Here is a 23,790-nt window from a genome sequence, read left to right as displayed (position 1 = left end):
TTCGCGCGGCGATCCGCCGGGAGTGACGCCGGTTTGAATTGCTCCGCCCGATCGGTAACCTTATGGTCAGCCCGAACTTCCAGAAAAGACGCGACATTCGGAGCGCAATATGACGACCCGTTCGACCCGCGGCCTGACCCGCCGCCATTTCCTCGCCGGCACGGCCCTTGCCGTCACTGCCGGACCTGCCCTCGCCAACACCACCGAGATGGAGCCCGATCTGACCGACATGGTGCGGCGCAACATCTCGAGCTTTCGGGCGCTCGACTGGCATCCCTATTTCTCGAACCTGAAGAACGGCGCGATCCTGGTGGACACCACCTCGCGCGCGCTGCATTTCTGGTCGGAGGACGGTTCGATCTACAAGCTGTACCCGACCTCTGTGCCGCTGTCCGAAGACCTGACCCGGCGCGGCCGCACCAGCGTCGTGCGCAAGGTCGAGGGGCCTGAATGGCGGCCGACGCCGGCGATGAAACAGCGCAACCCCGAATGGCCGGACTATGTGCCGCCGGGACCGGACAACCCGCTGGGAACCCACGCGCTTTATCTGGGGTGGACCTACTACCGGATCCATGGCACCCATGACACCCGCAAGATCGGACGCCGGTCGTCGAACGGCTGCATAGGCCTTTACAACGAGCACATCGCCGAGCTTTTCGGCCTGGCCAAGGTGGGCACACAGGTGTTGCTAATTTGACGACATCCGGGACGTCTTTGGGTCAAGCCGTTCCGGTCGATTGCAAGAATCCGGGGCCATCCCTTACAGAGAAATTACATGTGTAGGATGCCGCGAAGGGGAGAGTCCCTGCGCTGCTGTTACAGGAGAGACAGATGAAGAAAATCGCCCTTGCCGCCGCCTTCGCGGTTGCCGCCACCTCCGCCTTCGCCGGCGGCTACTCCGAGCCGATGATCGAGCCGGAAGTGATCGCTCAGGACACCTCGTCCTCGGCCCAAGGCATCCTGGTGCCGGTTCTGGCCCTGATCCTCATCGCCGCCGTCGCGTCGAACTGAGATCCGTCCGCAAGGACACGAAAAAGGCGGTGGCCGGGAGCCACCGCCTTTTTTGTTGTCTGCTGTCCAGGCGACCGGGGCGTAGCCGCGGCGGCGGCAGGTCGACTCAGTCGGCCCAGCCGCGCAGATTGGCCTTCACGATCTCGCCCAGCGCCCGGATATGGGCGTCGTCGTCGTTGAGGCAGGGAATGTAGGTGAACTTCTCGCCGCCCGCCTCCTCGAAGCTCTCGCAGATCTCTTCGTTGATCTCCTCGAGCGTCTCGATGCAGTCGGCCGAGAAGGCCGGCGCGATCACCGCGATCCGCTTTTTGCCGGCCTGTGCCAGCCGCGCGACCTCTTCGACGGTGTAGGGCTGCAGCCATTCCTCGGGGCCGAAGCGCGACTGGAAGGTCGTGGTGATGCGGCTGTCATCCCATCCGAGCCGTTCTTTCAGCAGCCGCGTCGTCTTGAGGCAATGGCAGTGATAGGGGTCGCCCTCGGTCAGATAGCGCTGCGGCACCCCGTGATAGGAACAGACCAGGATGTCGGGTTCGTGCTCGGCCGCGGCATAGGCCCGCTCGACCGAGGCGGCCAGCGCCGAAATGTAAAGCGGGTTGTCGAAATAGGTGCTGACGGTGCGCACGTCCGGCTGCCATTTCTCGTCCATCAGCGCCTTGAAGAAGCTGTCGCAGGCGGTGGCCGAGGTGGTGCCGGAATATTGCGGGTAAAGCGGGAAGAACAGGATCTTCTGACAGCCCTTTTCCAGCAGCGACCGGACCCGGGCGCGGGTCGAGGGGTTGCCGTAGCGCATGCAGAAATCGACCACGACGCGGTCGCCATAGGTCGCCTTCAGCTCGGCGGCCAGCTTGGCGGTCTGCGATTTGGTGATCGTCATCAGCGGGCTTTCGTCGGCCTCGTGATTCCAGATCGACCGGTAGTTCTCGCCCGACGCGAAGGGCCGCTTGGTCAGCACCACCAGCTGCAGGAGCGGTTGCCAGACCCAGGGCGAATAGTCGATCACCCGCTTGTCGGACAGGAATTCGTTCAGATACCGGCGCATCGACCAGTAGTCATAGCCGTCCGGTGTGCCCAGATTGGCCAGCAGCACACCGACTCGCGCCGGCGGCACCAGCGGGTGGTCGTCGGGCCCGTGCAGGGGCCGTGTTTCAGTCAGACCGGAAGCCGCGGGTTTCCGCCCGTCCTGGTTGGAATCGAACATCGCCTTGGTCCCGGTATCGCGTCTGTCGAGCCTCAAACTCTGAATCCTCCCGGAAATATACAGATTTGAACGCAGGTCAATCGGAACTGCCGCTGTCGCCGGAGCCCGGGCGCGGCGTGTGCGCGCCCAGTGCGTCGGCCAGGCGCATGCGCGCCGAGCCGGGTTTCAATGCCTGCGGTTGGGTTTCTGCAGGCGCCCACCCGGCAAGGTAGATCATTTCGACCGTCGCGGGGATGCGGCCATCCGGCATGGTATGGATTTCCGCATAGCGCCGGGCGGCCTCGTCGAACAGCCGTCGCGGCGCGGGCCGACGGTGGCGGGCGGCCAGAGCATTGGTCTCGCCCATCGCGCGCAAGTCGTGCAGAAGCGCGTTGAGATTGGCGTAAGTTACCGACATCTCAGCGCAATCCGCCACAGGCAGGGCCAGCCCGGCGCGCTGCAACAGCCCGCCCGCGTCGCGGATTTCGGCCATCGGCAGCACCCGGGGCGAGAGCCCGCCCAGGGTGGCGGTCTCGGCCTCGGCCAAAGCGCTGCGCAGCTCGTGCAGGCTGCGGCCGCCGAACAGGACCCCCAGGAACAGCCCGTCGGGTTTCAGCGCACGGCGGCACTGGATCAGCTGGCCGACCGGGTCGTCGGACCAGTGCAGCGCGAGGGCATGAATCACGAGATCGTGCGCGCCGGGGTCCAGCGTCAGGGTCTCGTCGGCGGCCACCAGCCGCGCCGAAGGCAGGATTTCGGCCCAGGGCATTTCGAACGGGGTCACGACGGCCGGGGCTGTAAAGGTTCTGTTAACCTCGTTCAGCCTCTCCTTGATCTCGGCGGCCGCTGCCTCGTGCAGGAACAGCGCGGGCCCCGCCCTGAGGGCCCGGGCGCGGTGCAGCGCCAGGGCATGGCGGTCGGTCAGGTCGGGCGGTCGGGTCATCTTGGCTCCGGCAGGTTGCCCGGCGCTATGTAGGGGACGAGGCCGATGTTGCAAAGCGCCCTGCGACTCATCTACCCGCCGCGCTGCGTTGCCTGCGGCGAGCCGGTCGAAAGCGACCATGCACTGTGCGCCCGATGCTGGGGCGAGCTCGACTTCGTGACGGGTCTGGTCTGCGATGCCTGCGGGGTGCCCTTGCCCGGCGAGGATACGGGCGATCCGGTCTGGTGCGACGACTGTCTGGCCGGGCCCCGGCCCTGGAGCCGGGGGCGGGCGGCACTGTTGTATCGGGGGCGCGCACGCGGTCTGGTGCTGGCGTTCAAGCATGGCGACCGGACCGACCTGGCCCGGGCCGCGGCGGGCTGGATGCTGCGCGCGGGGCGGCCGATCCTCGGTTCGGGGATGCTGGTCGCGCCGGTGCCGCTGCATCGCTGGCGGCTGCTGCGGCGGCGCTACAACCAGTCGGCGCTGCTGTCGCGCGGCGTGGCCGAGGGGGCGGGGGCCGAGCATTGCCCCGACCTTCTGGTCCGCATTCGCGCCACCCGCCCGCAGGAAGGCATGAGTGCCGAAGCCCGCGCCGCGAACCAGGCCGGGGCGATGGCGGTCGAGCCGCGGCATCGCGGACGGGTTCCGGGCCGGACGGTTTTGTTGATCGACGATGTGATGACATCGGGCGCGACGCTCGGCGCTGCGGCCGGGGCCTGTCTGGCCGCCGGGGCGGCCGAGGTCCGGGTGCTGGTCCTGGCCCGCGTTGCGAAAGCCGAGTAAAGACCTATAGTCTCGGCAAAACGTCAGGAGCCGCGATGCAACCGGTTGAAATCTACACGACGTCCAGCTGCGGGTACTGCCATGCCGCCAAGCGGCTGCTGGACAGCAAGGGCGTGTCCTACGCCGAGATCGACGTGACCGCCGATCCGGGCCTCCGCCAGGAGATGATGGAACGCGCCAATGGCGGCTATACCGTGCCGCAGATCTTCGTCGGCGCGACCCATGTCGGCGGCTGCGACGATCTTTACGAGCTCGACCGGGCGGGCAAGCTCGACCCGCTTCTGGCAGGATAGGCCGATGCGCGCGGCACTGATCCAGCTGACCTCCTCGGACCTGCCGGACGAGAATATCGGTCTGGTGCGCGAGCTGATGCGCGAGGCGGTCGCGGGCGGCGCCGATCTGATCCTGACCCCCGAAGTGACCAACTGCCTGTCGCCCAGCCGGGCCCGGCAGAACGAGGTGCTGAAAGAAGAGGCAGACGACCCGATGCTGGCGGCGCTGCGGCAAGAGGCCGCGTCGCTTGGGATCTGGCTGCTGATCGGGTCGCTCGGGCTTAAGACGTCGGACCCTGACGGCCGCTTTGCCAACCGGTCCTTCCTGATCGGGCCGGGCGGCGCCATCGCGGCGCGCTACGACAAGATCCACATGTTCGATGTCGAGATCAGCGAGACCGAGACCTTCCGCGAATCCGACGGCTACCGGCCCGGCGCGCGCGCGGTGGTGGCGCCGACGCCCTTCGGCACGATGGGTCTGGCGATCTGCTACGACCTGCGCTTTCCGCATCTCTTCCGCGCGCTGGCCCATGCCGGGGCCGAGATCCTGACCGTGCCTGCCGCCTTTTCGCCGGTGACCGGCGCCGCCCATTGGGAGCCGCTGTTGCGCGCCCGGGCCATCGAGAATGGCTGTTACGTGCTGGCGCCCGCGCAATGCGGTGTGCATCCGGCGGCCGAGGGGCGGCCCCGGCGCACCCACGGGCACAGCCTGGCGGTGTCGCCCTGGGGCGAGGTGCTGGCCGATGGCGGCGAGGCGCCGGGCATCGTCTATGTCGATCTCGACCGCGAAGAGGTCGCCCGGGCCCGGGCGCGGGTGCCCTCGATCTTCCACGACCGGGACTTCGAGGCGCCGTGAGCGAGATCAGCGAGAGCCTGGTCGTGACGCTGTTCAGCGAGATCTTCATGGCAGATCAGCTGGCCCGGAACCGGATCTCGAAGGCCTTGCCCAAGGGCATGGAAATCAGCCATTTTTCGGTGCTGAACCATCTGGCGCGGCTGAATGAGGAACGCAGCCCGGCGCAGCTGGCGGCCGCGTTTCACGTCACCCGGGGGGCGATGACCAACACGCTGACCCGGCTGGACTGGGCCGGGCATGTGCATATCCGGCCCGACTGGGACGATGCGCGGCGCAAGATGGTATCGATCAGCCCGTCCGGCCGGTCGGCGCGTGAGGCGGCGATCCAGGCGGTGGCGCCGGTTCTGGCCGAGGCGGTGGCCGATATCGGCGAGGACCGGCTGAAGGCGGCGCTGCCGGTCCTGAGGATGCTTCGGCAGAAGCTGGAAGGCTAGGGGCGGCCCGGGCCGCCCCCTGGAAGGCGTCAGGCCGGTTTGCGCGCGGCGGTGACGTAGTTCACCGACAGGTCGCGGCTTGAAATCGACCAGTCCCAGGTCAGCGGGTTGAAGACGAAGCCGCTGCGGTCCAGCACCTTCAGCCCGGCCCGCTCCAGCAGCCCGCACAGTTCGTCAGGGGTGATGAACTTCTGGTATTCATGGGTGCCTTTCGGCAGCCAGCGCATCACGTACTCGGCGCCCAGAATGGTCATCACGAAGGCCTTGGGGTTGCGGTTGATGGTCGAGCAAAGATGCAGCCCGCCCGGTTTCAGAAGCTCGCGGCAGGCGGTCAGATAGGCCAGCGGATCGGCCACGTGTTCCACCACTTCCATGTTCAGGACCACGTCGAAGCGTTCGCCCGCGGCGGCCAGCGCCTCGGCGGTGGTGTGGCGGTAATCGATGGTCAGCCCCGACTGTTCGGCATGAATCCGCGCGACGGGGATGTTGCGTTCGGCGGCATCGGCGCCCACGACCTCGGCGCCGAGACGCGCCATCGGTTCGGACAGAAGCCCGCCGCCGCAGCCGATATCGAGCAGCCGGAGCCCCTTGAACGGCGCCTCAAGGCTCAGATCGCGGTCGAATTCCGCGGCGATCTGGCGCGTGATGTAGTCCAGCCGGCAGGGGTTCAGCATGTGCAGCGGCTTGAATTTTCCGGCCGGGTCCCACCATTCGGCGGCCATGGCCTCGAATTTCGCGACTTCTGAAGGGTCGACGGTTGTCTCTGCAGCTTGCATCGCGGGCTCCGTTCCTGTCTTCTGTCTGCACCCCCCTTGGGGGGTCGGTTCCCGGGGTTATATAGACGGGTCATGGACAAATCCGCAGGCCAAAAGCGCGCATCGCAGCATCTTTACCCGCCGATCGACCCGTTCGATCAGCGGATGCTGGAGGTTGGCGAAGGGCACCGGATCTATGTGGAACAATGCGGGCACCCGAGGGGCATTCCCGTGATCGTGCTGCATGGCGGACCCGGCGGCGGCTGCAGCCCGGCGATGCGACGCTATTTCGATCCCGCCGAATTCCGGATCGTCCTGTTCGATCAGCGCGGCTGCGGACGGTCTCGGCCCCATGCCAGCGTGACCTCGAACACCACCTGGCATCTGATCGCGGATATCGAGAAGATCCGCGCCGAACTGGGGATCGACCGCTGGGTGCTGTTTGGCGGCAGCTGGGGCGCGACGCTGGCGCTGGCTTATGCCCAGACCCATCCCGCACAGGTCGCGTATATGGCCCTGCGCGGCGTCTTCCTGATGACTCAGGCCGAGCTTGACTGGTTCTATGGCGGCGGCGCCGGGCAGTTCTGGCCCGATCTCTGGGCGCGGTTTTCCGACCTTATCCCGGCCGATGAGCGGTCCGACATGATCGCCGCCTATCACCGTCGCCTCTTTTCCGGCGACATGATGATGGAAACCCGGCATGCGCGGGCCTGGGCCGCCTGGGAAAACGCGCTGGCCTCGATCGAGCATGAAGGCCCCGCCGGCGAGGCGCCCGCCGACTACGCCCGCGCTTTCGCGCGTCTCGAGAACCACTATTTCATGAATCGCGGCTTTCTCGACCGCGACGGGCAGTTGCTGGACGACGTGCCGCTGATTTCGCATATCCCGGCGACGATCGTGCAGGGCCGCTATGACATGGTCTGCCCGCCCACCTCGGCCTTCCGGCTGGCCGAACGCTGGAGCCGGGCCGATCTCAAGATGGTGCCGATGGCCGGGCACGCCCTGTCCGAGCCGGGAATCAGTGCCGAACTGGTGCGCACGATGCGCGGCGTCCAGCGGCAGGCCGGGCTTCTGGGGCTGTAGCGCATGCATGTGAATGCCCGTTTCTGGGACCGTCTGGCGCCCCGCTATGCCCGGATGCAGGTCCGCGACCCCGATGCCTATGAACGCAAGCTGGCGATGACGCGGGCCTTCCTTGGCCCCGAGGCGCAGGTCTTCGAATTCGGCTGCGGCACCGGCACGACGGCGTTGAAGCACGCCCGCCATGCGGGCCATGTCACCGCCATCGACTGCGCCCCCGCGATGATCGGGATCGCCCGGCAGAAGGCGGCCGAAGCCGGCATCGGCAATGTCGAGTTCCGGGTCGGCGATCTGGCCGACATGCCCGACAGCCCCGGCGCCTACGACATGGTGATGGCCCATAACGTGTTGCATCTGCTGCCGGATCGGTCGGGCGCGCTGGCCCGCGTGCGCCGAATGCTGAAACCCGGTGGGGTGTTCGTGTCCTCGACCGCCTGCGCGGCGGGGGCGCCGCGGCTCTTCCGCTGGGTGGCGAAAGCGGGCCATGCGCTGGGGCTCTTGCCGCTTTTCAACCTGCTGACCGCCGACGGGCTGCGGGCCGAGATCGCGGCGGCGGGGTTCGAGATCGTCGAGGACTGGCGCCCCGAAGGGGGCCGCGCGCCGGTGCTGTTCCTGATCGCGCGCAAGCCCGCCTGACGCGTTCGCCTCAATGGGCACGCGACAGTCTCTTGCCTTTCGGGCGCCGGAGGCGTATATCGCCACTCAACAACGGTGGTTCGGCGTCCAAACCCGAACCTCCTCCGGATGAGTTTGTGCGGGCCGTTGGCCCGCTTTTTTGTTTCTGGAACGCTGCCCATGTCCGACCTCATCGCCAAGACCGCCATCGATCGGCGCCTGGCCGAGATCCTGACCCCGGTGATCGAGGGGATGGGCTTCGAGCTGGTGCGCGTCCGCCTGATGGGCGGCAAGACCAAGACCCTGCAGGTGATGGCCGAGCGGCCAGATGGCGGGATCGAGGTCGACGATTGCGCCAAGATCTCGACCGCGATTTCGGCCGTGCTCGACGTCGAGGACCCGATCGAGGAAGCCTATACGCTGGAGGTGTCCTCGCCGGGCATCGACCGGCCCTTGACCCGGCTCAAGGACTTCGAGACCTGGGACGGCTACGAGGCCAAGCTGGAGACCGCCGAGATGATCGACGGCCGCCGCCGCTTCAAGGGCATGCTGCAGGGCGTCGAGGACGGCGAGGTTCTGATCGAGATCGACGGCCCCGAAGGCGAGCCGGTGATCATCGGACTGCAATATGGCTGGCTTTCGGATGCCAAGCTGGTGCTGACCGACGAACTGATCCGCGAGATGCTGAAGGCGCGCAAGGATGCGGGCCTCATCGACGAGAGCGACTTTGACGAGATCGAGACGGACGACGGGTCCGTCCCGCAGGAGGACTGAGACATGGCGATTACCTCTGCCAACCAGCTCGAACTGTTGCAGACCGCCGAGGCGGTGGCGCGCGAGAAGATGATCGACCCCGATCTGGTCGTGCAGGCGATGGAAGAGTCGCTCGCCCGGGCCGCCAAGTCGCGCTACGGCTCGGAAATGGACATTCGCGTGTCGATCGACCGCAAGACCGGCCGCGCCACCTTCACCCGGGTCCGCACCGTGGTCGAGGACGAGGCGCTGGAAAACTATCAGGCCGAGCTGACCGTCAAGCAGGCCAAGCAGTATCTGGCCGACCCGCAGATCGGTGACACGGTCGTTGACGAGGTGCCGCCGGTCGAGCTGGGCCGGATCGCCGCGCAATCGGCCAAGCAGGTCATCCTGCAGAAGGTCCGCGAGGCCGAGCGCGACCGTCAATACGACGAATTCAAGGACCGCGCGGGCACCATCATCAACGGTCAGGTCAAGCGCGAGGAATACGGCAACGTCATCGTCGATATTGGCCGGGGCGAGGGCATCCTGCGCCGCAACGAGAAGATCGGCCGCGAAAGCTATCGCCCGAACGACCGCATCCGCTGCTACATCAAGGACGTGCGCCGCGAGACCCGCGGCCCGCAGGTCTTCCTCAGCCGCACCGCGCCGGAATTCATGGCCGAGCTGTTCAAGATGGAAGTGCCGGAAATCTACGACGGCATCATCGAGATCAAGGCCGTGGCCCGCGACCCGGGCTCGCGCGCCAAGATCGCCGTCATCTCTTATGACAACTCGATCGACCCCGTGGGCGCCTGCGTCGGGATGCGCGGCAGCCGCGTTCAGGCGGTGGTGAACGAACTCCAGGGTGAGAAAATCGACATCATTCCGTGGAATGAAGATCAGGCGACGTTCCTCGTGAACGCGCTGCAGCCGGCCGAGGTCTCGAAAGTCGTGATCGACGAAGAGGCCGGCAAGATCGAGGTGGTGGTGCCCGACGAACAGCTGAGCCTCGCCATCGGGCGTCGCGGCCAGAACGTGCGTCTGGCCAGCCAGCTGACCGGGCTCGACATCGACATCATGACCGAGGCCGAGGAAAGCCAGCGCCGTCAGGCCGAGTTCGAGGAACGCACCCGGTTGTTCATGGACACGCTGGATCTGGACGAGTTCTTTGCCCAGCTGCTGGTGTCCGAAGGCTTCACCAATCTCGAAGAGGTCGCCTATGTCGATCTCGACGAGCTTCTGGTGATCGACGGCGTCGACGAGGATACCGCGGGCGAGCTTCAGGCCCGGGCCCGCGACCATCTGGAAGAGATGAACCGCAAGGCGCTGGAACATGCCCGCGAACTGGGTGTCGAGGACAGCCTGGTTGACTTTGAGGGCCTGACACCCCAGATGATCGAGGCCTTGGCTCTCGACGGCGTCAAGACGCTTGAGGATTTCGCGACCTGCGCCGACTGGGAACTTGCCGGTGGCTGGACCTCGGTCAATGGCGAGCGGGTCAAGGACGAGGGGATCCTCGAAAAATTCGACGTCTCTCTGGAAGAAGCCCAGACCCTGGTGATGACGGCGCGTGTCCAGCTTGGCTGGGTCGATCCGTCCGAGCTGGAGCCGGACGCCGACCCCGAAGAGGACGCCGGCGAGGAGGAGGCCGAGGCCTGAGGCCCGGCCCCGGAGACCGGACATGGCCCGAGGCGGTGCAGGCAGATCGGCCGACGAGCCGGAGCGGCGGTGCATCGCCACGGGCGAGGTGGCGCCGAAGGCCGGGCTGATCCGGTTCGTGGTCGGCCCCGAAGACGAGGCGGTGCCCGATTTGCTGGGCAAGCTTCCGGGCCGCGGCATGTGGGTCGCGGCCGACCGTGACGCATTGGAAAAGGCGGCGAAGAAGCGCCTGTTCTCGCGTGCGGCGAAACGGCAGGTGGCGGTGCCCGGGGATCTGCTGGAGCAGGTCGAGGCGGGATTGCTGCGCCGGGTGGTCGACAGCCTGTCGCTGGCCCGCAAGGCCGGGCTTGCGGTGGCGGGGTTCGAGAAGGCGAAAGGCTGGCTGGACAGTGGGCAGGCAATTGTCCTGATCCAGGCCAGCGACGGGTCGGAGCGGGGCAAGACCAAGCTTCGCCCGCCCCGCGATGAGGGTGGATTCATTGGCTGTCTGACGGCCCGGGAATTGGGTTTGGCTTTCGGTCGGGAACATGTGATACATGGCGCGCTTGCGGCTGGCGGACTCACGGAACGTGTAGTAGAGGATGCCGCCAAGCTTTCGGGCGTACGCAAGAAAGACGGGGGAGGGACCCCCGGAAAGGGTTGAAGACCTTATGGACGATACTGACGGCAAGAAGACATTGGGTTTGCGCGGGAGTTCGCGGTCCGGCCAGGTGAAGCAGAGCTTCTCGCATGGCCGCACCAAGAACGTGGTCGTCGAGACCAAGCGCAAGCGCGTCGTCGTGCCCAAGCCGGGAGCCGCCAAATCTGGCGGCGGGGCCGGGGGCGGACATGCCGGAGGCGATCCGTCCAGGCGCCCGGCCGGGATTTCCGACGCCGAGATGGAGCGTCGGCTGAAGGCGCTTCAGGCTGCCAAGGCGCGCGAGGCTGACGAGGCCCGCCAACGCGCGGAAGACGAGCGTCAGCGCGAGGAAGAGCGCCAGCGCCGCCGCGAGGAGGCCGAGGCGAAGGAGCGCGAACAGCGCGAGATCGAAGAGGCCGCGCGCCGCAAGGTCGAAGAGGAAGAGCGCCGGAAGCGCGAGGAAGAGGAAGCCGCCAAGGTCAAGGCTGCGGCCGCCGAACGCGCGGCCGCAGCACCGGCTGCGTCGGCCAAGCCCGCTGCGGCCGGTGCTGCCGCGCCCGCTGCCGATGGCGATGCGCAGCGCGCGGCCGCCAAGACCGCGTCGCCCCGCAAGGTCGACCGCGAGCGCGAAGGCGCCGACGACCGTCCGGGTCGCGGCAAGACCACGGCCGCCAAGGGCGACCGCCGCTCTGGCAAGCTGACTGTCAGCCAGGCGCTGACCGGCGGCGAGGGCGGACGTCAACGCTCGCTCGCCGCGATGAAACGCAAGCAGGAGCGCATGCGCCAGAAGGCGATGGGCGGTGCCGACAAGCACGAGAAGGTCGTGCGCGACGTGCAGGTGCCGGAAACCATCGTGGTGCAGGAACTGGCCAACCGGATGGCGGAACGTGCCGCCGACGTGGTCAAGTCGCTCATGCAGATGGGCATGATGGTCACCCAGAACCAGTCGATCGACGCGGATACCGCGGAACTGATCGTCGAGGAATTCGGCCACAAGGTCGTCCGCGTGTCGGATGCCGACGTGGAACAGGTGATCGACACCGTCGAGGACAAGGCCGAAGACCTTCAGCCGCGCCCGCCGGTCATCACCATCATGGGCCATGTCGACCACGGCAAGACCTCGCTTCTGGACGCGATCCGCGATGCCAAGGTGGTCGCGGGCGAGGCTGGCGGCATCACCCAGCATATCGGCGCCTATCAGGTGACCACCGATAGCGGCGCGGTGCTGAGCTTCCTCGACACGCCCGGCCACGCGGCCTTCACCTCGATGCGGGCACGTGGCGCGCAGGTCACGGATATCGTGGTTCTGGTGGTCGCGGCCGACGACGCGGTCATGCCGCAGACGGTCGAGGCGATCAACCACGCCAAGGCCGCCGGTGTGCCGATGATCGTGGCGATCAACAAATGCGACAAGCCTTCGGCCAACCCGCAAAAGGTCCGGACCGACCTTCTGCAGCATGAGGTCGTCGTCGAAGAGATGTCGGGCGATGTGCAGGATGTCGAGGTTTCGGCGCTGACCGGCAAGGGGCTCGACGAGCTGCTTGAGGCCATCGCGCTGCAGGCCGAGATCCTCGAGCTGAAGGCCAACCCCGAACGCCAGGCCATGGGCGCGGTGATCGAGGCGCAGCTTGACGTGGGTCGCGGCCCGGTTGCGACCGTTCTGGTGCAGAACGGCACGCTGAAGCAGGGCGACATCTTCGTTGCCGGCGAACAGTGGGGCAAGGTCCGCGCGCTGGTCAACGACAAGGGCGAGCGCGTGAAATCCGCCGGTCCGTCGGTTCCGGTCGAGGTGCTGGGCCTGAACGGCACGCCCGAAGCGGGCGACGTGCTGAACGTGGTCGAGACCGAGGCCCAGGCCCGCGAGATCGCCGAATACCGTCAGCAGGCCGCCAAGGACAAGCGCGCCGCTGCGGGGGCCGCGACCACGCTCGACCAGCTTCTGGCCAAGGCCAAGGAAGACGCCAACGTGGCCGAACTGCCGATCCTGGTGAAGGCCGACGTGCAGGGCTCTGCCGAGGCTATCGTTCAGGCGATGGAAAAGATCGGCAACGACGAGGTGCGCGTGCGCGTGCTGCATGCCGGTGTCGGTGCGATCACCGAAACCGATGTGGGTCTGGCCGAAGCCTCGGGCGCGCCGATCATCGGCTTCAACGTCCGGGCCAACGCGCCGGCGCGGAACGCCGCGAACCAGAAGGGCGTGGAGCTGCGCTATTACAGCGTGATCTACGATCTGGTGGACGACGTGAAAGCGGCGGCCTCGGGCCTGTTGTCGAACGAGATCCGCGAGAACTTCATCGGCTACGCGCAGATCAAGGAAGTCTTCAAGGTTTCGGGCGTCGGCAAGGTCGCGGGCTGTCTGGTCACCGAGGGCGTTGCCCGCCGGTCGGCCGGGGTGCGCCTGCTGCGCGACGACGTGGTGATCCACGAAGGCACGCTGAAGACGCTGAAACGCTTCAAGGACGAAGTCGCCGAGGTCCAGTCGGGCCAGGAATGCGGCATGGCCTTCGAGAATTACGACGACGTTCGCGCAGGCGATGTCATCGAGATCTTCGAACGCCAGGAAGTCGTGCGCACGCTGTCCTGATCGGGCCTGATCGGATCAGATGTCGACATTGGAAATGGAAGGGGCGCTGCGAGCGCCCCTTTTCGTTCTGGTGAGTGGGGTGGGGGAATGGGGTCGCTTACGCCGCCGCCTCGATCGGCAAGCCTTCGAACAGGCGGGTTCCGACGCGGACCACGATCCGCCCATTCGCCCGGCAGAGCACGAAGGCGCCCTGCACCGAAACGCAGCTTCCCAAGCGGATGGTTCGTATCATTGCGCTATCCTCGATCAGCAACAATTCGAAGCTTTGCGCGATTTTATTAACCAATAAACAGAAATTTGATGAGTATGCGCCGGTTTCCGCCCGGACGTGGGGTCATGCGGCGCGTGGGCTGGTGCGCTCGGGCGGATAGTGTCGCCCGGGGTGCAGGGCCCCTCCGCCCGGCAAACCGTTTGACCGCATCGATTCGGGCTCCGGGGCCACGTGCCTCGACAGGCGCGACTCGGGCGAGCTGGGGTGTCAGACCTCGATGATCGCGCTTCGGTTGCGCAGCAGCAGGAAGCCCCCGACCAGAAGGCAGAACCCGGCGATTCCCAGCGGATAGGCCAGCATTATGTAGTCGCCGCGATAGATCGGATAGAAGGCGCGGCGGGCCTCTCCGACCAGATGGATGATCGGGTTCCACCACAGGACCTCGCGGGCCTGACGCGGCAGGCTCTCGAAGGTGAAGAAGATGGCCGACAGAATGAAAAGCGGGCGGTTGATGATGCCCCAGACCCGCTGCCAGAGCGGGAAGAAGGAAAAGAGCACCGCGTTCAGTGTCCCGACCCCCAGCCCCAGAAAGGCCGCCGCCCCGAGTGCCACGAAAAGCGGCCCCAGTGACAGCCGCACCGGGTCGTCGGTCACGACCAGAAGCGTCGTGAACACGAGAAAGCTGACCACGATCACCGTCAGGAAGGACAGGAAGAAGCGCGCCAGAACCGCGTCGAGCGGCGTGACCATCGGGAAATGCATCAGTTGCCGGTTCACCGCGATGGAGGTGCTGACCACCGCCGCGATTTCGGAATAGGCGTGGAAGGGGATGTAGCCCGTCGCATAGAACAGGATGAAGCTTTCGCCCAGCGGCGGGGTGTGGATGAACTGCGAGAAGGCCAGCGCCAAAATCGCGATCATCCCTGCCGGCTCCAGAACGGCCCAGACATATCCGCCCGGAGACCGGCCATAGCGGGTGATCATTTCGCGGATCACCAGTGCTCCAAAGACGCGCAGCGCCCCCTGCAACGGATTGGTTCGGGACGGTTTTGCGGCGGGACGCTGAAATTTCATGTGATGTCCTGAGTGGCGACGACTCAACCTACGGCATTGCGCACGGGGCAGATATGCTTACCATTGCACGAAAATCTCCGACAGATGGAAGCCGTCGTGCAAGTCGTGCCGAAAATCCAGGGTGGCCACTCCGTCACCCATGAGGTCTCCGAGACCGATACGAATCGCGCACGCTTGCGCCACCGGGTGATGCGCTTCGGCTTTGCCGTGGTCGTGGTGTTGCCGACCCTGATCGCGGCACTCTATCTCTGGCTGGTCGCGGCTGATCAGTATCATTCCGAGGCCGCATTCTCGGTCCGTTCGGAGGAATACTCGAACCCGCTCGAGGCGCTCAGCGTCTTTACCCAGGTCGGGTCGTCCTCCGGGTCCGACTCGCAGATCCTGTACGATTTCATCCGCTCGCAGCCGCTGATGCAGCAGGTCGACGCCGATCTCGACCTCAAGGCCCTGTTCGGCAAGCATCCCTCGGATTTTGTCTTTTCGCTTGAGGGCGACGCCTCGCGCGAAGACATGCTGGACTACTGGCAGCGCATGGTGAAGGTCGCGGTCGATCCGCTGACGGGGGTCCTGACGCTTCAGGTCCGGGCCTTCACCCCGGAAGACGCAGAGGCGATCGCGCAGTCGATCCTGAACCAGAGCGGACGCATGGTCGACGATCTCAGCCGGATCGCGCGCCAGGATGCGATCCGTTTCGCGCTGGAGGATCTGGGCGAGGCCGAGGTCCTTTTGCGCGACGTGCGCCGCAAGGTCCGGGTGTTCCGGCTGGAAAACGACATCATCGACCCGACCGAGGCGGCGGAATCGCAGATGGGCGTGATCGCGGCGCTGGAAGGGGAACTGGCCAGCGCGCTTGTGGAACGCGAGACAATCACCAGCTTCGCGGGCGAAGAGGACCAGCGGGTCAAGAGGATCGACCGGCGCATCGAGGCGGTGCGCAGCCAGATCGACCAGGAACGTCGCCGGATCGGCAAGCCGACCTCGGGGCCGTCCTCTCTGGTCGATGCCATCGGGTCCTACGAGGAATTGCTGGTCGATCTGGAATTTGCCCAGCGCGCCTACACCGCCGCGCTGGCCGCCTCGGAACAGGCCCGCGCCGAAGCGCGCCGCATCAGCCGCTATCTGGCCGTGCACATCCCGCCGACCCTGGCCGAGGACAGTCTTTATCCGCAGCGGGGGCTGCTGATCCTGCTGGTCCTGATCTGCTCGCTGGCGGTCTATTTCACGGGTCTGCTGATCTATTACAACGTCCGCGACCGGGGCTGAGCGATGCTGGAATTCCGGGGCGTCGAAAAGTCCTTCCGCCTGCCGGGCGGGGGGCGGCGCCATATCCTGCGGGGGCTTACCCTCGATCTTCCGCGCCAGTACCGGGTCGCGATCATCGGGCGCAACGGGGCCGGCAAGTCGACCTTCCTGCGGATGATCGCGGGCACCCACCGGCCCGACCGGGGCGAGATCCGGCGGATCGGCCGGGTCAGCTGGCCGATGGGCTTTTCGGGCGGCTTCCATTCGGCGCTGACCGGGCGCCAGAACGCCCGCTTCGTGGCCCGGATCTATGGCGCCGATTCCGATGCGCTGGTCGAGGAGGTCTCCGAATTCTGCGAGCTTGGCCCCTATTTCGACGCACCGTTCGAAACCTATTCTTCCGGGATGAAGGCCCGGCTGGCGCTGGGGGTGAGCCTTGCCACGAATTTCGACTGCTACCTGGTCGATGAAATCACCGCCGTCGGCGACGTCGCGTTCCGCCGCAAGGCCGAGGCCGCCTTTGCCGCACGGCTGGACCGGGTGCAGATCATCATGGTCTCGCATTCCGATGATACGCTCCGGAAATACTGCAATGCCGCGCTGTTTCTTCAGGACGGGCACGCCTGGTTCTTCGACGATCTCGAAGACGGGCTTGCTGCCTATCGCGAGACGCTGAGGGCATGAGCCTCAGGCCGTTGGGCGTTGCGCCGCCCGCCTTTCTGGCCGGACGGTTTTCGCCGACCGCCGATCTTTATCTGGGCTTTGCCTGCCGCGACCGCCTCGCCCGCGGCGCGCTTCGCCAGCTTTCCCCGACCGTCTTCGCGGCCGGCGAGACGCTGATCGTGATCCGCCATGCGGCCGGGATGCGGACGCTGCCGCCGCATCGACGGCTGGTCTATGTGATCGACGACGACATCCGTGCCGGGATCGCCGACCGGGCGCTGCCGCCGATCTATCGGGCCAAGCTGGCGCTGCTGGAATGGCCCGAGGCGCGCCGGTTCGAACCCGCGGCCGCCGCGATCCTGGCCACAAGCTCCGCACTGGCCGCGACGCTGCGCGCGCGCCGGCCCGGTGCCCGGGTGGAAGAGATCGCGCCCGCCTGGCCCGTTGCCCAGATGCCGGTGCCGGACCCCGTGGCGCCGATCCGGCGGATCGGGCTGCTGATGGGGCGAAGCCATGCCCGCGACGCGGCGCCGCTTTGGGCGCCGCTTCTGCGGGTGCTGGATCGCAGGCCTGGGCTCGCGCTGACGGTTTCGGGCAATCTCGACCTGCCGCGCGTCGTCGCCCGCCATCCGGCGGTAGACGTGCTGCCCGCGCTCGACTGGGCGGCCTATCTGGGTTGGCTCCGGCAGGCGCGGCTGGATCTGGGGCTGGCGCCGCATCTGGCGTCGCGACGGTTCAATGCCGCGCGCTCGGCCAGCAAGCTTGGCGAATACGCGATAGCGGGCGCTGCGGTGATCGGGTCCGACAGCTGGCACGAAGCGGCGCGCGGTGCGATGTGCGGCCGCTGTCTGGCGCTGGGCGCCGATCCGGCGGCCTGGATCGCGGCCATCGACCGGCTGATCGACGACCCCGCCTCGGCCCGCGCGATGGCCGCCAAGAACCGCGAGGCGCTGATCGCCGCCGATGCCGAGGGGCATCAGCGGAGGCTCTGGGCCTCATTGCTGGACGCGGCCGAAGACTGAGCGGTCCCGGCAAGGGCGGCGGCCAGCCGGTCGGCCAGATCCCGGGGGCTGGCGTCCAGCGGCAGCACCTGTCCGTTCGGGCGCGCGGCGGCGGTTTCGCCCTGGGCGCCGATGTCGAAGGTCAGCACCGGCAGCCCCGTCGCCAGGCATTCATGCACCGTATAGGAAAAGGTTTCGGGCCAGATGGCGGGCACGAACCAGGCGCCGATGGTGTGGGACGCGGACAGGGTCGCGATCTCGTCCCGGCGGTAGCGCCCGTGAACGGTCATCCCGGGATGGGCGAAGGCGGGGTCAAGCTCGCCCAGAACAACGATCTCAAATCCCCTGTCCGGCAATGCGGCCAGCGCCTTCAGCACAGCGGCCCCCTTGGCATACCCGATCCGCCCAAGAATCCCCAGCCGCGCAGGGCCCGAGGGCGGTGCCAGTCGCGGCGGCAGGTGGCCGACATGGTGAGGGCGCAGCACCAGATGCGGGGCGAGATCGGGCCAGACCCGCGCCACGCGCCGTGCGCTGTCGGCGGAAAAGACGACGATCTCGTCGGCGCGGGTTGCCGCGCGGTGCCAGGCCTGTCGCCAGGTTTCGATCCGGGGCGGCCGTGCGCCCGAGGTCACCGCCAGTTTCCGGTAACAGGACTGACAGGGAACGGGGCCCGGCAGGCCGCAGAAACGGCCCGCCGACCCGATCAGCGTGTGGGATGGGCAGAGCGGCAGAAAGTCGTGGAAGATCAGCTCGAAACGGTCCTGCGGCCGCAGTCGGTCAAGCATGTCGTTCAGCAGCCCAAGCGGGTCGGCCGCGCCCACCAGGTTGGAATAGATCAGCCGGATGCGGGCGGGCCGTGACAGCAGATCCGCGGCCCCGGCCCGCGACAGGCGTTGATGCAGGGGCGGGCCGCTGTCGTGAAGCTCGGCCAGTACCCCGGCGGGGTCGTCGCGTAGCACCAGAGCCACGTTGCCTTGCGCCCGCTCGGCCGCGATGCGGTCGGCCAGCCACATTTCGGCCCCGCCGCCCAACCGGTGCCCCAGGAAAACCGGCACCGGCTTGGCACTTCCCAGCCCGGCAAGGCGCACCGCCAGCGGCGTTTCGGACCCGGCGGCGGGGGTGTTCTGCAACGCGGCCTCGGCTCCGGGGATCAGCGCGCGTTCCAGCCGGGTTCCGGCCCCGCTGTCGCCGCGCAGGAAATAGGCCGCGATGTCGCCCGCATGGCGCAGGGGCAACAACGCCAGCGCCGTGGCCGCCGAGAGCGCCCCGAGCACACGTTGGTCGGGACGATAAAGCGAAATCGTGACTGCGGGCGCGCCGTCGACCTGCCAGACCAGATGCCGCCGGCCGGGCAGGGCGAGCCGTACGGGGCCATCGCCGGGCTCGACGCGCCGGGTCGCGGTCTCGGTGCCGATGCGGGCCGGGCATGTGGCTTGCGCCTCGAGGCTGACGATCCCGTCGCAAGCCTGGGTTGCGATGCGGATCGTTTCCATTGGCGCGACCCGAATACGGCGCATGCCTCGCCGGCCCTGCAGTCTGGACCAGAGAAGATGCAGCAATACCCGCCGCGCGGCGGCCATTCGCGAGGTAGCCATGCGGCCAATCTATCTTATGCGATATGGACTTGGCCAGCGTGCCGCCAGAAACCGCAGGCCAGACCCATGTGTTCGAGGGGGAACGCGTGACCGGCCCGCGCCAAGCCGGACCCATGGTTGACAGGGTCGATTTCGCAACAATAGAAACGTGCATAGGTCGCTAATCTTATGCGGAAGGCGCGTGCATGGACCTGCGGGCTCGATCTGATCTGGAGTGCGTGGCCGCACTGCGTTTTCCTCGGCAGGGCCGCTGGTGATCTCCTTGCGACGGCGTGTCGGTGGGACCGACGATCCGATAGATTTCGCGATGGACGCGGTGACGGTCAAACGGATCGCAGGCCGGGCGTGGCGGACGGCAGGCGGCGGCGAACCGCTGGACCTGGAGCTTGTGTCTGGCGGCCGGGTGCTGATGACCGCAACGGCGGACCGTCCGGCGCCATCGGGTTTGCCTTGCGCGTTCGAGTTCCGTCTGGACGGCGGAACCGCCGCGGCCATCGGCCGCCGGACGGTACATCTGCGCGTCGCGGGCGAAACGCGGCCTTTCGCGAAGCTGCATTTGCCTGGTGGCAAGACGGTGCGGGCAGGTCGGCGGGTGACGCTTGTGTCGCGGACCCTCCGCGCGGCCTATCTTTGCCGGTTGCGCACGGAATTTTCGGTGAACCGTCCATTTGGGGACGGCGAGGGCGTGATCGAGACGGTGGCGTTGCGCGACGGCGTGCTGCATGTGCGCGGCCGCTCGAGGGTGCCGGTCACGATCCGAAGCGAGACCGCCCGTGCCGACCTGGCCAAAAGCGATATGGAAGATCGGGCGTTCGACCTGCGGCTGACAGGACACAGGCTGCTTTGGGTGGAGGGCGCCGGTCTGCCGCTTCTGGCGATCCGTCTGCCCGCGCCCCGGTTCTCGCCATTGGCGACGGTGCGCACCGTTGTCGATTTCTGCCGTGTCCCGTTTCTTTTTGGCGGCAACCTTGCCGGGTTTCTTTTCCGGGGCGATGCCAAGGCGGGCGATCCGATCGAGGCGTTTTTGCTGCGTCTCCGCCCGGCCTCAGAGGCCGTGCCAGAGGTCGTGCCGGGGCTTTTCGCAGCGGCCGCGCCGCCCAAGCCTGCGCCGCCCGCCGATATCGTTCTGCCGGTCTTCAATGCCGCGGACGATCTGCGCGTCTGTCTGGAGCGTCTGGCGCGGAACACGCTGCCAGAGCACCGGGTGATCGTGATCGACGACGCCTCGACAGACCCGGCCATCGCGCCGATGCTGGAGGCCTTCGCGGACGCCCGGCCCGGCACCCTTCTGGTGCGCAATGCCGAGAATGGCGGTTTCATTGCCAGCGTGAACCGGGGCCTCGCGGAATCCCGTGGCCATGTGGTGCTGCTGAACAGCGATGCCTTCGTCCCGCCGGGCTGGATCGACCGGCTGATGCGGCCGATCCTCGACGATGCGCTGATCGCCTCGGTCACGCCGATGAGCAACGAGGCCGAAATCGCGACCGCGCCGGTGATCTGCTGCCCCGAGCCCTTGGCCGAGGGCCAGGCCGAGGCCATGGATGCCATCGCCCAGCGGCTGAACCCTGCGGCCGCCCGGGCCGAGAGCCCGACCGGGGTCGGGTTCTGCATGGCGATGTCCCGGCGCTGGCTGGACGAGGTGCCCCGGTTCGACACGGCCTTCGGGCGCGGCTATGGCGAAGAGGTCGACTGGTGCCGCCGGGTGGGCGAACGGGGGGCCCGCCACCTTCTGATCGGCGATCTTTTTGTCGAACATCGCGGCGGCGGCAGTTTCGGACCCGAAAAGGCGGCACGTATCGCGGCGGCATCGCGGCTGATCAATGACCGGTATCCGGCCTATGATGCGTCCGTGGCGGATTTCATACGCACGGACCCGTTGATCGGTCCGAGGCTTGCGCTGGGCCTTGCCCGCGCGGGGACCGAGGCGCCGCTGCCGGTCTATCTGGGTCATCGCCTGGGCGGGGGGGCCGAACACTGGCTGCAGGACCGGATCGCCCGCGATCTGGACGAGGGCGGTTCGGCACTGGTTTTGCGGGACGGCCCCGAACCGGAAACCGTGGCGGTCGAGCTTTATCGTGCGGCGGGTCAGACCCAGGCCGTCCTTCTGCTGGCCGAACTGGGCGGTTATCTTGGCGCTGCGGGCCGCAAGACCCTGTTCTATTCCTGCCTTGTCGGCGCGCGCGCGCCGCTGGATCTGGCTGAGGCGGCCGCCCGGTCGCTTGGCGCACAGGACGGCTTCCGGATCCTCTTTCACGACTATTTTCCGCTGTGCCCGTCCTACAATCTCCTGGGCCATGACGGCCGGTTCTGCGATCTGCCCGGACCCGAGCGGTGCCAGGCCTGCTACGAGCGGCTTGCCGCGATCACCGAGGCGCATCCGCCGCGCATCGCCGACTGGCGTGCCCGCTGGCACGCGCTGGCCGCCCGGGCGGAGACGATCGAGGTGTTCTCGCCCTCGTCGCAAAGGCTGGTCGCCCGTGTCTGGCCCGAGCTGGCCCCGCGGATTGCACTTCGCCCGCACCGGCTCGCCGTCCTGCCCCGACCGGTGCGCCTCGAACCGCGCGCGCGCCCCGTTCTGGGCGTGCTTGGCGGCATCGGATTCGAGAAGGGAGCCGCTGTCTTGCGCGACCTGGCTGCGGCCGCCGGCACAAGGATGGACATTGTGGTGATCGGCGAGATGGATGAGACTTATGCCCATCCCGACATCCGGGTCCATGGCCACTACCGGCGCGACGAGATTTCGGATCTGGCAGAAGTATACGGGGTCGGGCGCTGGCTCATCCCGTCGATTTGTCCCGAGACCTTCTCCTATGCGATCCGCGAATGCCTGGCCACCGGACTTTCGGTCTTTGCCTTTGATCTCGGCGGGCAGGCCGATGCGCTGCGCGGGGTCCCGAACGGATATCTTCTGCCGCGCGATATTACCCCGACGGAGCTTGCCGCGCGACTTCTCGCGCCGCCGCTGAGCGACAGGCCCGCAGAGAGGAAAGAACTGACTGCATGACCATCGGACCGACCGGAACGACGACCCACTCCGCCCCTGCGGGGCCCATGTGCATAAGTGCGAAACCGGCCCTGTCGGACATCTTCGCGCCCGATGACGAGGAAAGCGCCCGACGCCGTAACGCGGGCGCTCGCCGAGTGCCGGCGGAACGCACGCTGCTCATTCACTTCACGCCGCGCTCTGGGTCGAGCTGGCTGGGCTCGCTGCTCGATGCGACCGGGTGCCTGGGGATGGGGCTCGAGCTTTTCAATCCGAACTTCATGCCGCAGATCGCGCGGCATTTCGGAGCCCGGACTCTGACCGAATATGTCGAGATGGCGCGCCGCTTCCCCGTGCGCAAGGGCAGCTTGAGCTTCGAGATCACCTCGCACCAGTTGCATGCGGTTTTTGACGATCCTGATCAGTTCTTTGCCGCTTTTGCCGATGCCGCGAGCGTCTGGTTGATCCGCGAGGATATCGTGGCCCAGGCGGTGTCTCTGACTAAGATGGTGCAGACGCAGGTGGGCCATGCGGCGAATTCCGATGCCGAGACGCGGCGCAGGACCGAGGCTGACTTTGCCTATGACCGGAGTGCGATTGAACGCTGGCTGAAGCACATCCTGGCCGCCGAGAGACGCACCGAGGACTATCTCAGGGCCTACCGGATCGCGCCCCTCAGGCTGTCCTACGAGCGGATCACCACGATCCCGCCGCGTCAGTTGGTCGAGCTGATGGCCAATTGGTGCAGGTATCCGGACCTGCCTGACGATGCACCGCTATCGTCCCGGCATGAAAAGATCGGGACCGCACAGAACCTCGACTATGCGGAGCGGTTCCGCAGGGAAAACCGTGGCTTCCTTGCCAAGGTCGAGGCAGAGCGGCGGTCGTGGCTGGACCGGCTTGACGACCCGGGCCAGGGCTTGCCCAAAGGCTGAACGGCCATCGACCCGGGAAACAGAGCCAAAGGATGGAAAGCCTTGGTGCCTGTCGGAAACGGACGGAAACCGCCGCGGAGGCCCTTGTCTGCCTGCGTCCGGTCCATCGTCAGGCGGCGAAGACGCCGAACCTGTTCATTGGCAACGAGCTGGTCAAAGCGATCCGGGAAGGCTGGACGAGGCGAGGCTTTTGGATCTGACCGCAGCCGTGGTGCCGACCCAAGCCGGATCCGCCACGGTCGCATCCCTTGTGCGTGCGCTGGGCACGGTCGAGGTGTTTGAGGACGAGGCCGCGCTGACCGCCCCCCTTGCCGACAGCGCCGTTGCCAACAAGGTGTGCGCCCACAGGGTTCGTTCGCAAAGGCCCTGCCCACAGCATGTTCGCGTGACGACGAGGCGCCCGCATGACGGCTCAAGTCTGCGCCAGCTTTTCCAGCAGCGACCTCAGGCGTTCTACCGGTTCCGGGTCCGGTTGCACCGTCCGCTCAAGGCTCGGATCGGTCCGCCGGAATTCTGGTTCGTGTCCGGAAGCCCCATTCGCGCGGTGCGCGGCTCTGCCCGGGCACCGCGTTGGTCCCGAT

General features: G+C 67.0%; 23 protein-coding genes. 17 read left to right on the top strand and 6 right to left on the bottom strand.

Annotated elements, in window-relative coordinates:
* Positions 1–109: 109 nt before the first annotated feature.
* Both C8N38_RS07235 and C8N38_RS07230 read left to right on the top strand, forming a co-directional pair.
* On the top strand, positions 110–697 hold the full coding sequence (locus C8N38_RS07235) for a L,D-transpeptidase (protein ID WP_108025644.1): 588 nt from the start codon (positions 110–112) through the stop codon (positions 695–697).
* A 134-nt stretch (positions 698–831) separates the two neighbouring features.
* Positions 832–1,011: a hypothetical protein gene (locus C8N38_RS07230; RefSeq protein WP_075784163.1), complete on the top strand. Its 180-nt coding sequence runs from the start codon at positions 832–834 to the stop codon at positions 1,009–1,011.
* A gap of 106 nt (positions 1,012–1,117) precedes the next feature.
* Here C8N38_RS07230 and hemH read toward each other — a convergent pair whose 3' ends face one another.
* Positions 1,118–2,209, bottom strand: a complete 1,092-nt coding sequence (hemH, locus tag C8N38_RS07225; protein ID WP_215731114.1) for a ferrochelatase — start codon at positions 2,207–2,209, stop codon at positions 1,118–1,120.
* 76 nt (positions 2,210–2,285) lie between these two features.
* On the bottom strand, positions 2,286–3,131 hold the full coding sequence (locus tag C8N38_RS07220; RefSeq protein WP_108025642.1) for a methyltransferase domain-containing protein: 846 nt from the start codon (positions 3,129–3,131) through the stop codon (positions 2,286–2,288).
* Between the two features lie 45 nt (positions 3,132–3,176).
* Between C8N38_RS07220 and C8N38_RS07215 the strand changes: the two genes are divergently transcribed.
* Genes C8N38_RS07215 through C8N38_RS07200 form a run of 4 tightly spaced genes read left to right on the top strand, consistent with a single transcriptional unit; the run spans position 3,177 to position 5,458 of the window.
* On the top strand, positions 3,177–3,896 hold the full coding sequence (locus tag C8N38_RS07215; RefSeq protein ID WP_108025640.1) for a double zinc ribbon domain-containing protein: 720 nt from the start codon (positions 3,177–3,179) through the stop codon (positions 3,894–3,896).
* 35 nt (positions 3,897–3,931) lie between these two features.
* Entirely contained in the window at positions 3,932–4,189 is a 258-nt protein-coding gene (gene grxC / locus C8N38_RS07210) for a glutaredoxin 3 (RefSeq protein ID WP_108025638.1), read from the top strand.
* A gap of 4 nt (positions 4,190–4,193) precedes the next feature.
* The gene (locus C8N38_RS07205; RefSeq protein ID WP_108025636.1) at positions 4,194–5,024 is read left to right on the top strand and encodes a carbon-nitrogen hydrolase family protein; all 831 of its coding nucleotides are present in this window, start codon (positions 4,194–4,196) and stop codon (positions 5,022–5,024) included.
* 47 nt (positions 5,025–5,071) lie between these two features.
* Positions 5,072–5,458, top strand: coding sequence for a MarR family winged helix-turn-helix transcriptional regulator (locus C8N38_RS07200; RefSeq protein ID WP_425440027.1), 387 nt, complete (start codon positions 5,072–5,074; stop codon positions 5,456–5,458).
* 29 nt (positions 5,459–5,487) lie between these two features.
* Here C8N38_RS07200 and ubiG read toward each other — a convergent pair whose 3' ends face one another.
* The gene (ubiG, locus tag C8N38_RS07195) at positions 5,488–6,234 is read right to left on the bottom strand and encodes a bifunctional 2-polyprenyl-6-hydroxyphenol methylase/3-demethylubiquinol 3-O-methyltransferase UbiG (protein WP_108025632.1); all 747 of its coding nucleotides are present in this window, start codon (positions 6,232–6,234) and stop codon (positions 5,488–5,490) included.
* 72 nt (positions 6,235–6,306) lie between these two features.
* Between ubiG and pip the strand changes: the two genes are divergently transcribed.
* The 6 genes from pip to infB all read left to right on the top strand — a co-directional run bounded on the left by pip (position 6,307) and on the right by infB (position 13,505).
* Positions 6,307–7,296, top strand: a complete 990-nt coding sequence (gene pip / locus C8N38_RS07190) for a prolyl aminopeptidase (protein WP_108025630.1) — start codon at positions 6,307–6,309, stop codon at positions 7,294–7,296.
* A gap of 3 nt (positions 7,297–7,299) precedes the next feature.
* Positions 7,300–7,929, top strand: a complete 630-nt coding sequence (locus C8N38_RS07185; RefSeq protein ID WP_108025628.1) for a class I SAM-dependent methyltransferase — start codon at positions 7,300–7,302, stop codon at positions 7,927–7,929.
* A 159-nt stretch (positions 7,930–8,088) separates the two neighbouring features.
* A complete protein-coding gene (gene rimP, locus C8N38_RS07180; RefSeq protein ID WP_108025626.1) occupies positions 8,089–8,682 on the top strand; it encodes a ribosome maturation factor RimP in 594 nt (197 codons plus the stop codon).
* A 3-nt stretch (positions 8,683–8,685) separates the two neighbouring features.
* Positions 8,686–10,302, top strand: a complete 1,617-nt coding sequence (nusA, locus tag C8N38_RS07175; RefSeq protein ID WP_108025624.1) for a transcription termination factor NusA — start codon at positions 8,686–8,688, stop codon at positions 10,300–10,302.
* Positions 10,303–10,324: 22 nt separating this feature from the next.
* Positions 10,325–10,945 carry an RNA-binding protein gene (locus C8N38_RS07170; protein ID WP_108025622.1) on the top strand — a complete coding sequence of 207 codons (621 nt, stop codon included), beginning with the start codon at positions 10,325–10,327 and terminating at the stop codon, positions 10,943–10,945.
* Positions 10,946–10,952: 7 nt separating this feature from the next.
* The gene (gene infB, locus C8N38_RS07165) at positions 10,953–13,505 is read left to right on the top strand and encodes a translation initiation factor IF-2 (RefSeq protein WP_108025620.1); all 2,553 of its coding nucleotides are present in this window, start codon (positions 10,953–10,955) and stop codon (positions 13,503–13,505) included.
* Positions 13,506–13,602: 97 nt separating this feature from the next.
* Here the strand turns inward: infB and C8N38_RS22115 are convergent, their stop codons facing one another.
* Together C8N38_RS22115 and C8N38_RS07160 are read right to left on the bottom strand one after the other, a co-directional pair.
* Positions 13,603–13,737, bottom strand: a complete 135-nt coding sequence (locus tag C8N38_RS22115; RefSeq protein ID WP_281258214.1) for a hypothetical protein — start codon at positions 13,735–13,737, stop codon at positions 13,603–13,605.
* A 246-nt stretch (positions 13,738–13,983) separates the two neighbouring features.
* Entirely contained in the window at positions 13,984–14,790 is an 807-nt protein-coding gene (locus C8N38_RS07160) for an ABC transporter permease (RefSeq protein WP_108025618.1), read from the bottom strand.
* Positions 14,791–14,886: 96 nt separating this feature from the next.
* Here C8N38_RS07160 and C8N38_RS07155 point away from each other — a divergent pair, with 96 nt between their 5' ends.
* The 3 genes from C8N38_RS07155 to C8N38_RS07145 are packed head-to-tail and all read left to right on the top strand — an operon-like array spanning position 14,887 to position 17,717.
* Entirely contained in the window at positions 14,887–16,053 is a 1,167-nt protein-coding gene (locus C8N38_RS07155) for a KpsE/RkpR family capsule polysaccharide export protein (RefSeq protein ID WP_158272322.1), read from the top strand.
* A gap of 3 nt (positions 16,054–16,056) precedes the next feature.
* Entirely contained in the window at positions 16,057–16,716 is a 660-nt protein-coding gene (locus C8N38_RS07150) for an ABC transporter ATP-binding protein (protein ID WP_108025615.1), read from the top strand.
* A complete protein-coding gene (locus C8N38_RS07145) occupies positions 16,713–17,717 on the top strand; it encodes a glycosyltransferase family protein (protein WP_146176240.1) in 1,005 nt (334 codons plus the stop codon). The genes C8N38_RS07150 and C8N38_RS07145 overlap by 4 nt, the downstream gene beginning before the upstream one ends.
* Here the strand turns inward: C8N38_RS07145 and C8N38_RS07140 are convergent.
* The gene (locus C8N38_RS07140) at positions 17,672–19,213 is read right to left on the bottom strand and encodes a glycosyltransferase family protein (protein ID WP_158272321.1); all 1,542 of its coding nucleotides are present in this window, start codon (positions 19,211–19,213) and stop codon (positions 17,672–17,674) included. The two genes, C8N38_RS07145 and C8N38_RS07140, sit on opposite strands and share 46 nt — an antisense overlap.
* Positions 19,214–19,946: 733 nt before the next feature.
* Between C8N38_RS07140 and C8N38_RS07135 the strand changes: the two genes are divergently transcribed.
* Positions 19,947–22,295 (top strand): glycosyltransferase family 2 protein, encoded by a 2,349-nt coding sequence (locus C8N38_RS07135; protein WP_158272320.1) that lies wholly within the window; start codon positions 19,947–19,949, stop codon positions 22,293–22,295.
* Positions 22,292–23,209: a Stf0 family sulfotransferase gene (locus C8N38_RS07130; RefSeq protein WP_108025607.1), complete on the top strand. Its 918-nt coding sequence runs from the start codon at positions 22,292–22,294 to the stop codon at positions 23,207–23,209. The genes C8N38_RS07135 and C8N38_RS07130 overlap by 4 nt, the downstream gene beginning before the upstream one ends.
* Positions 23,210–23,790 lie beyond the last annotated feature (581 nt).

Origin of the sequence: Rhodovulum kholense (assembly GCF_003053725.1) — a bacterium.
Lineage (GTDB): Bacteria > Pseudomonadota > Alphaproteobacteria > Rhodobacterales > Rhodobacteraceae > Rhodovulum > Rhodovulum kholense.
The sequence above is the reverse complement of the archived record's forward strand: the minus strand, read 5'-3'. Positions and strand labels throughout refer to the sequence as shown.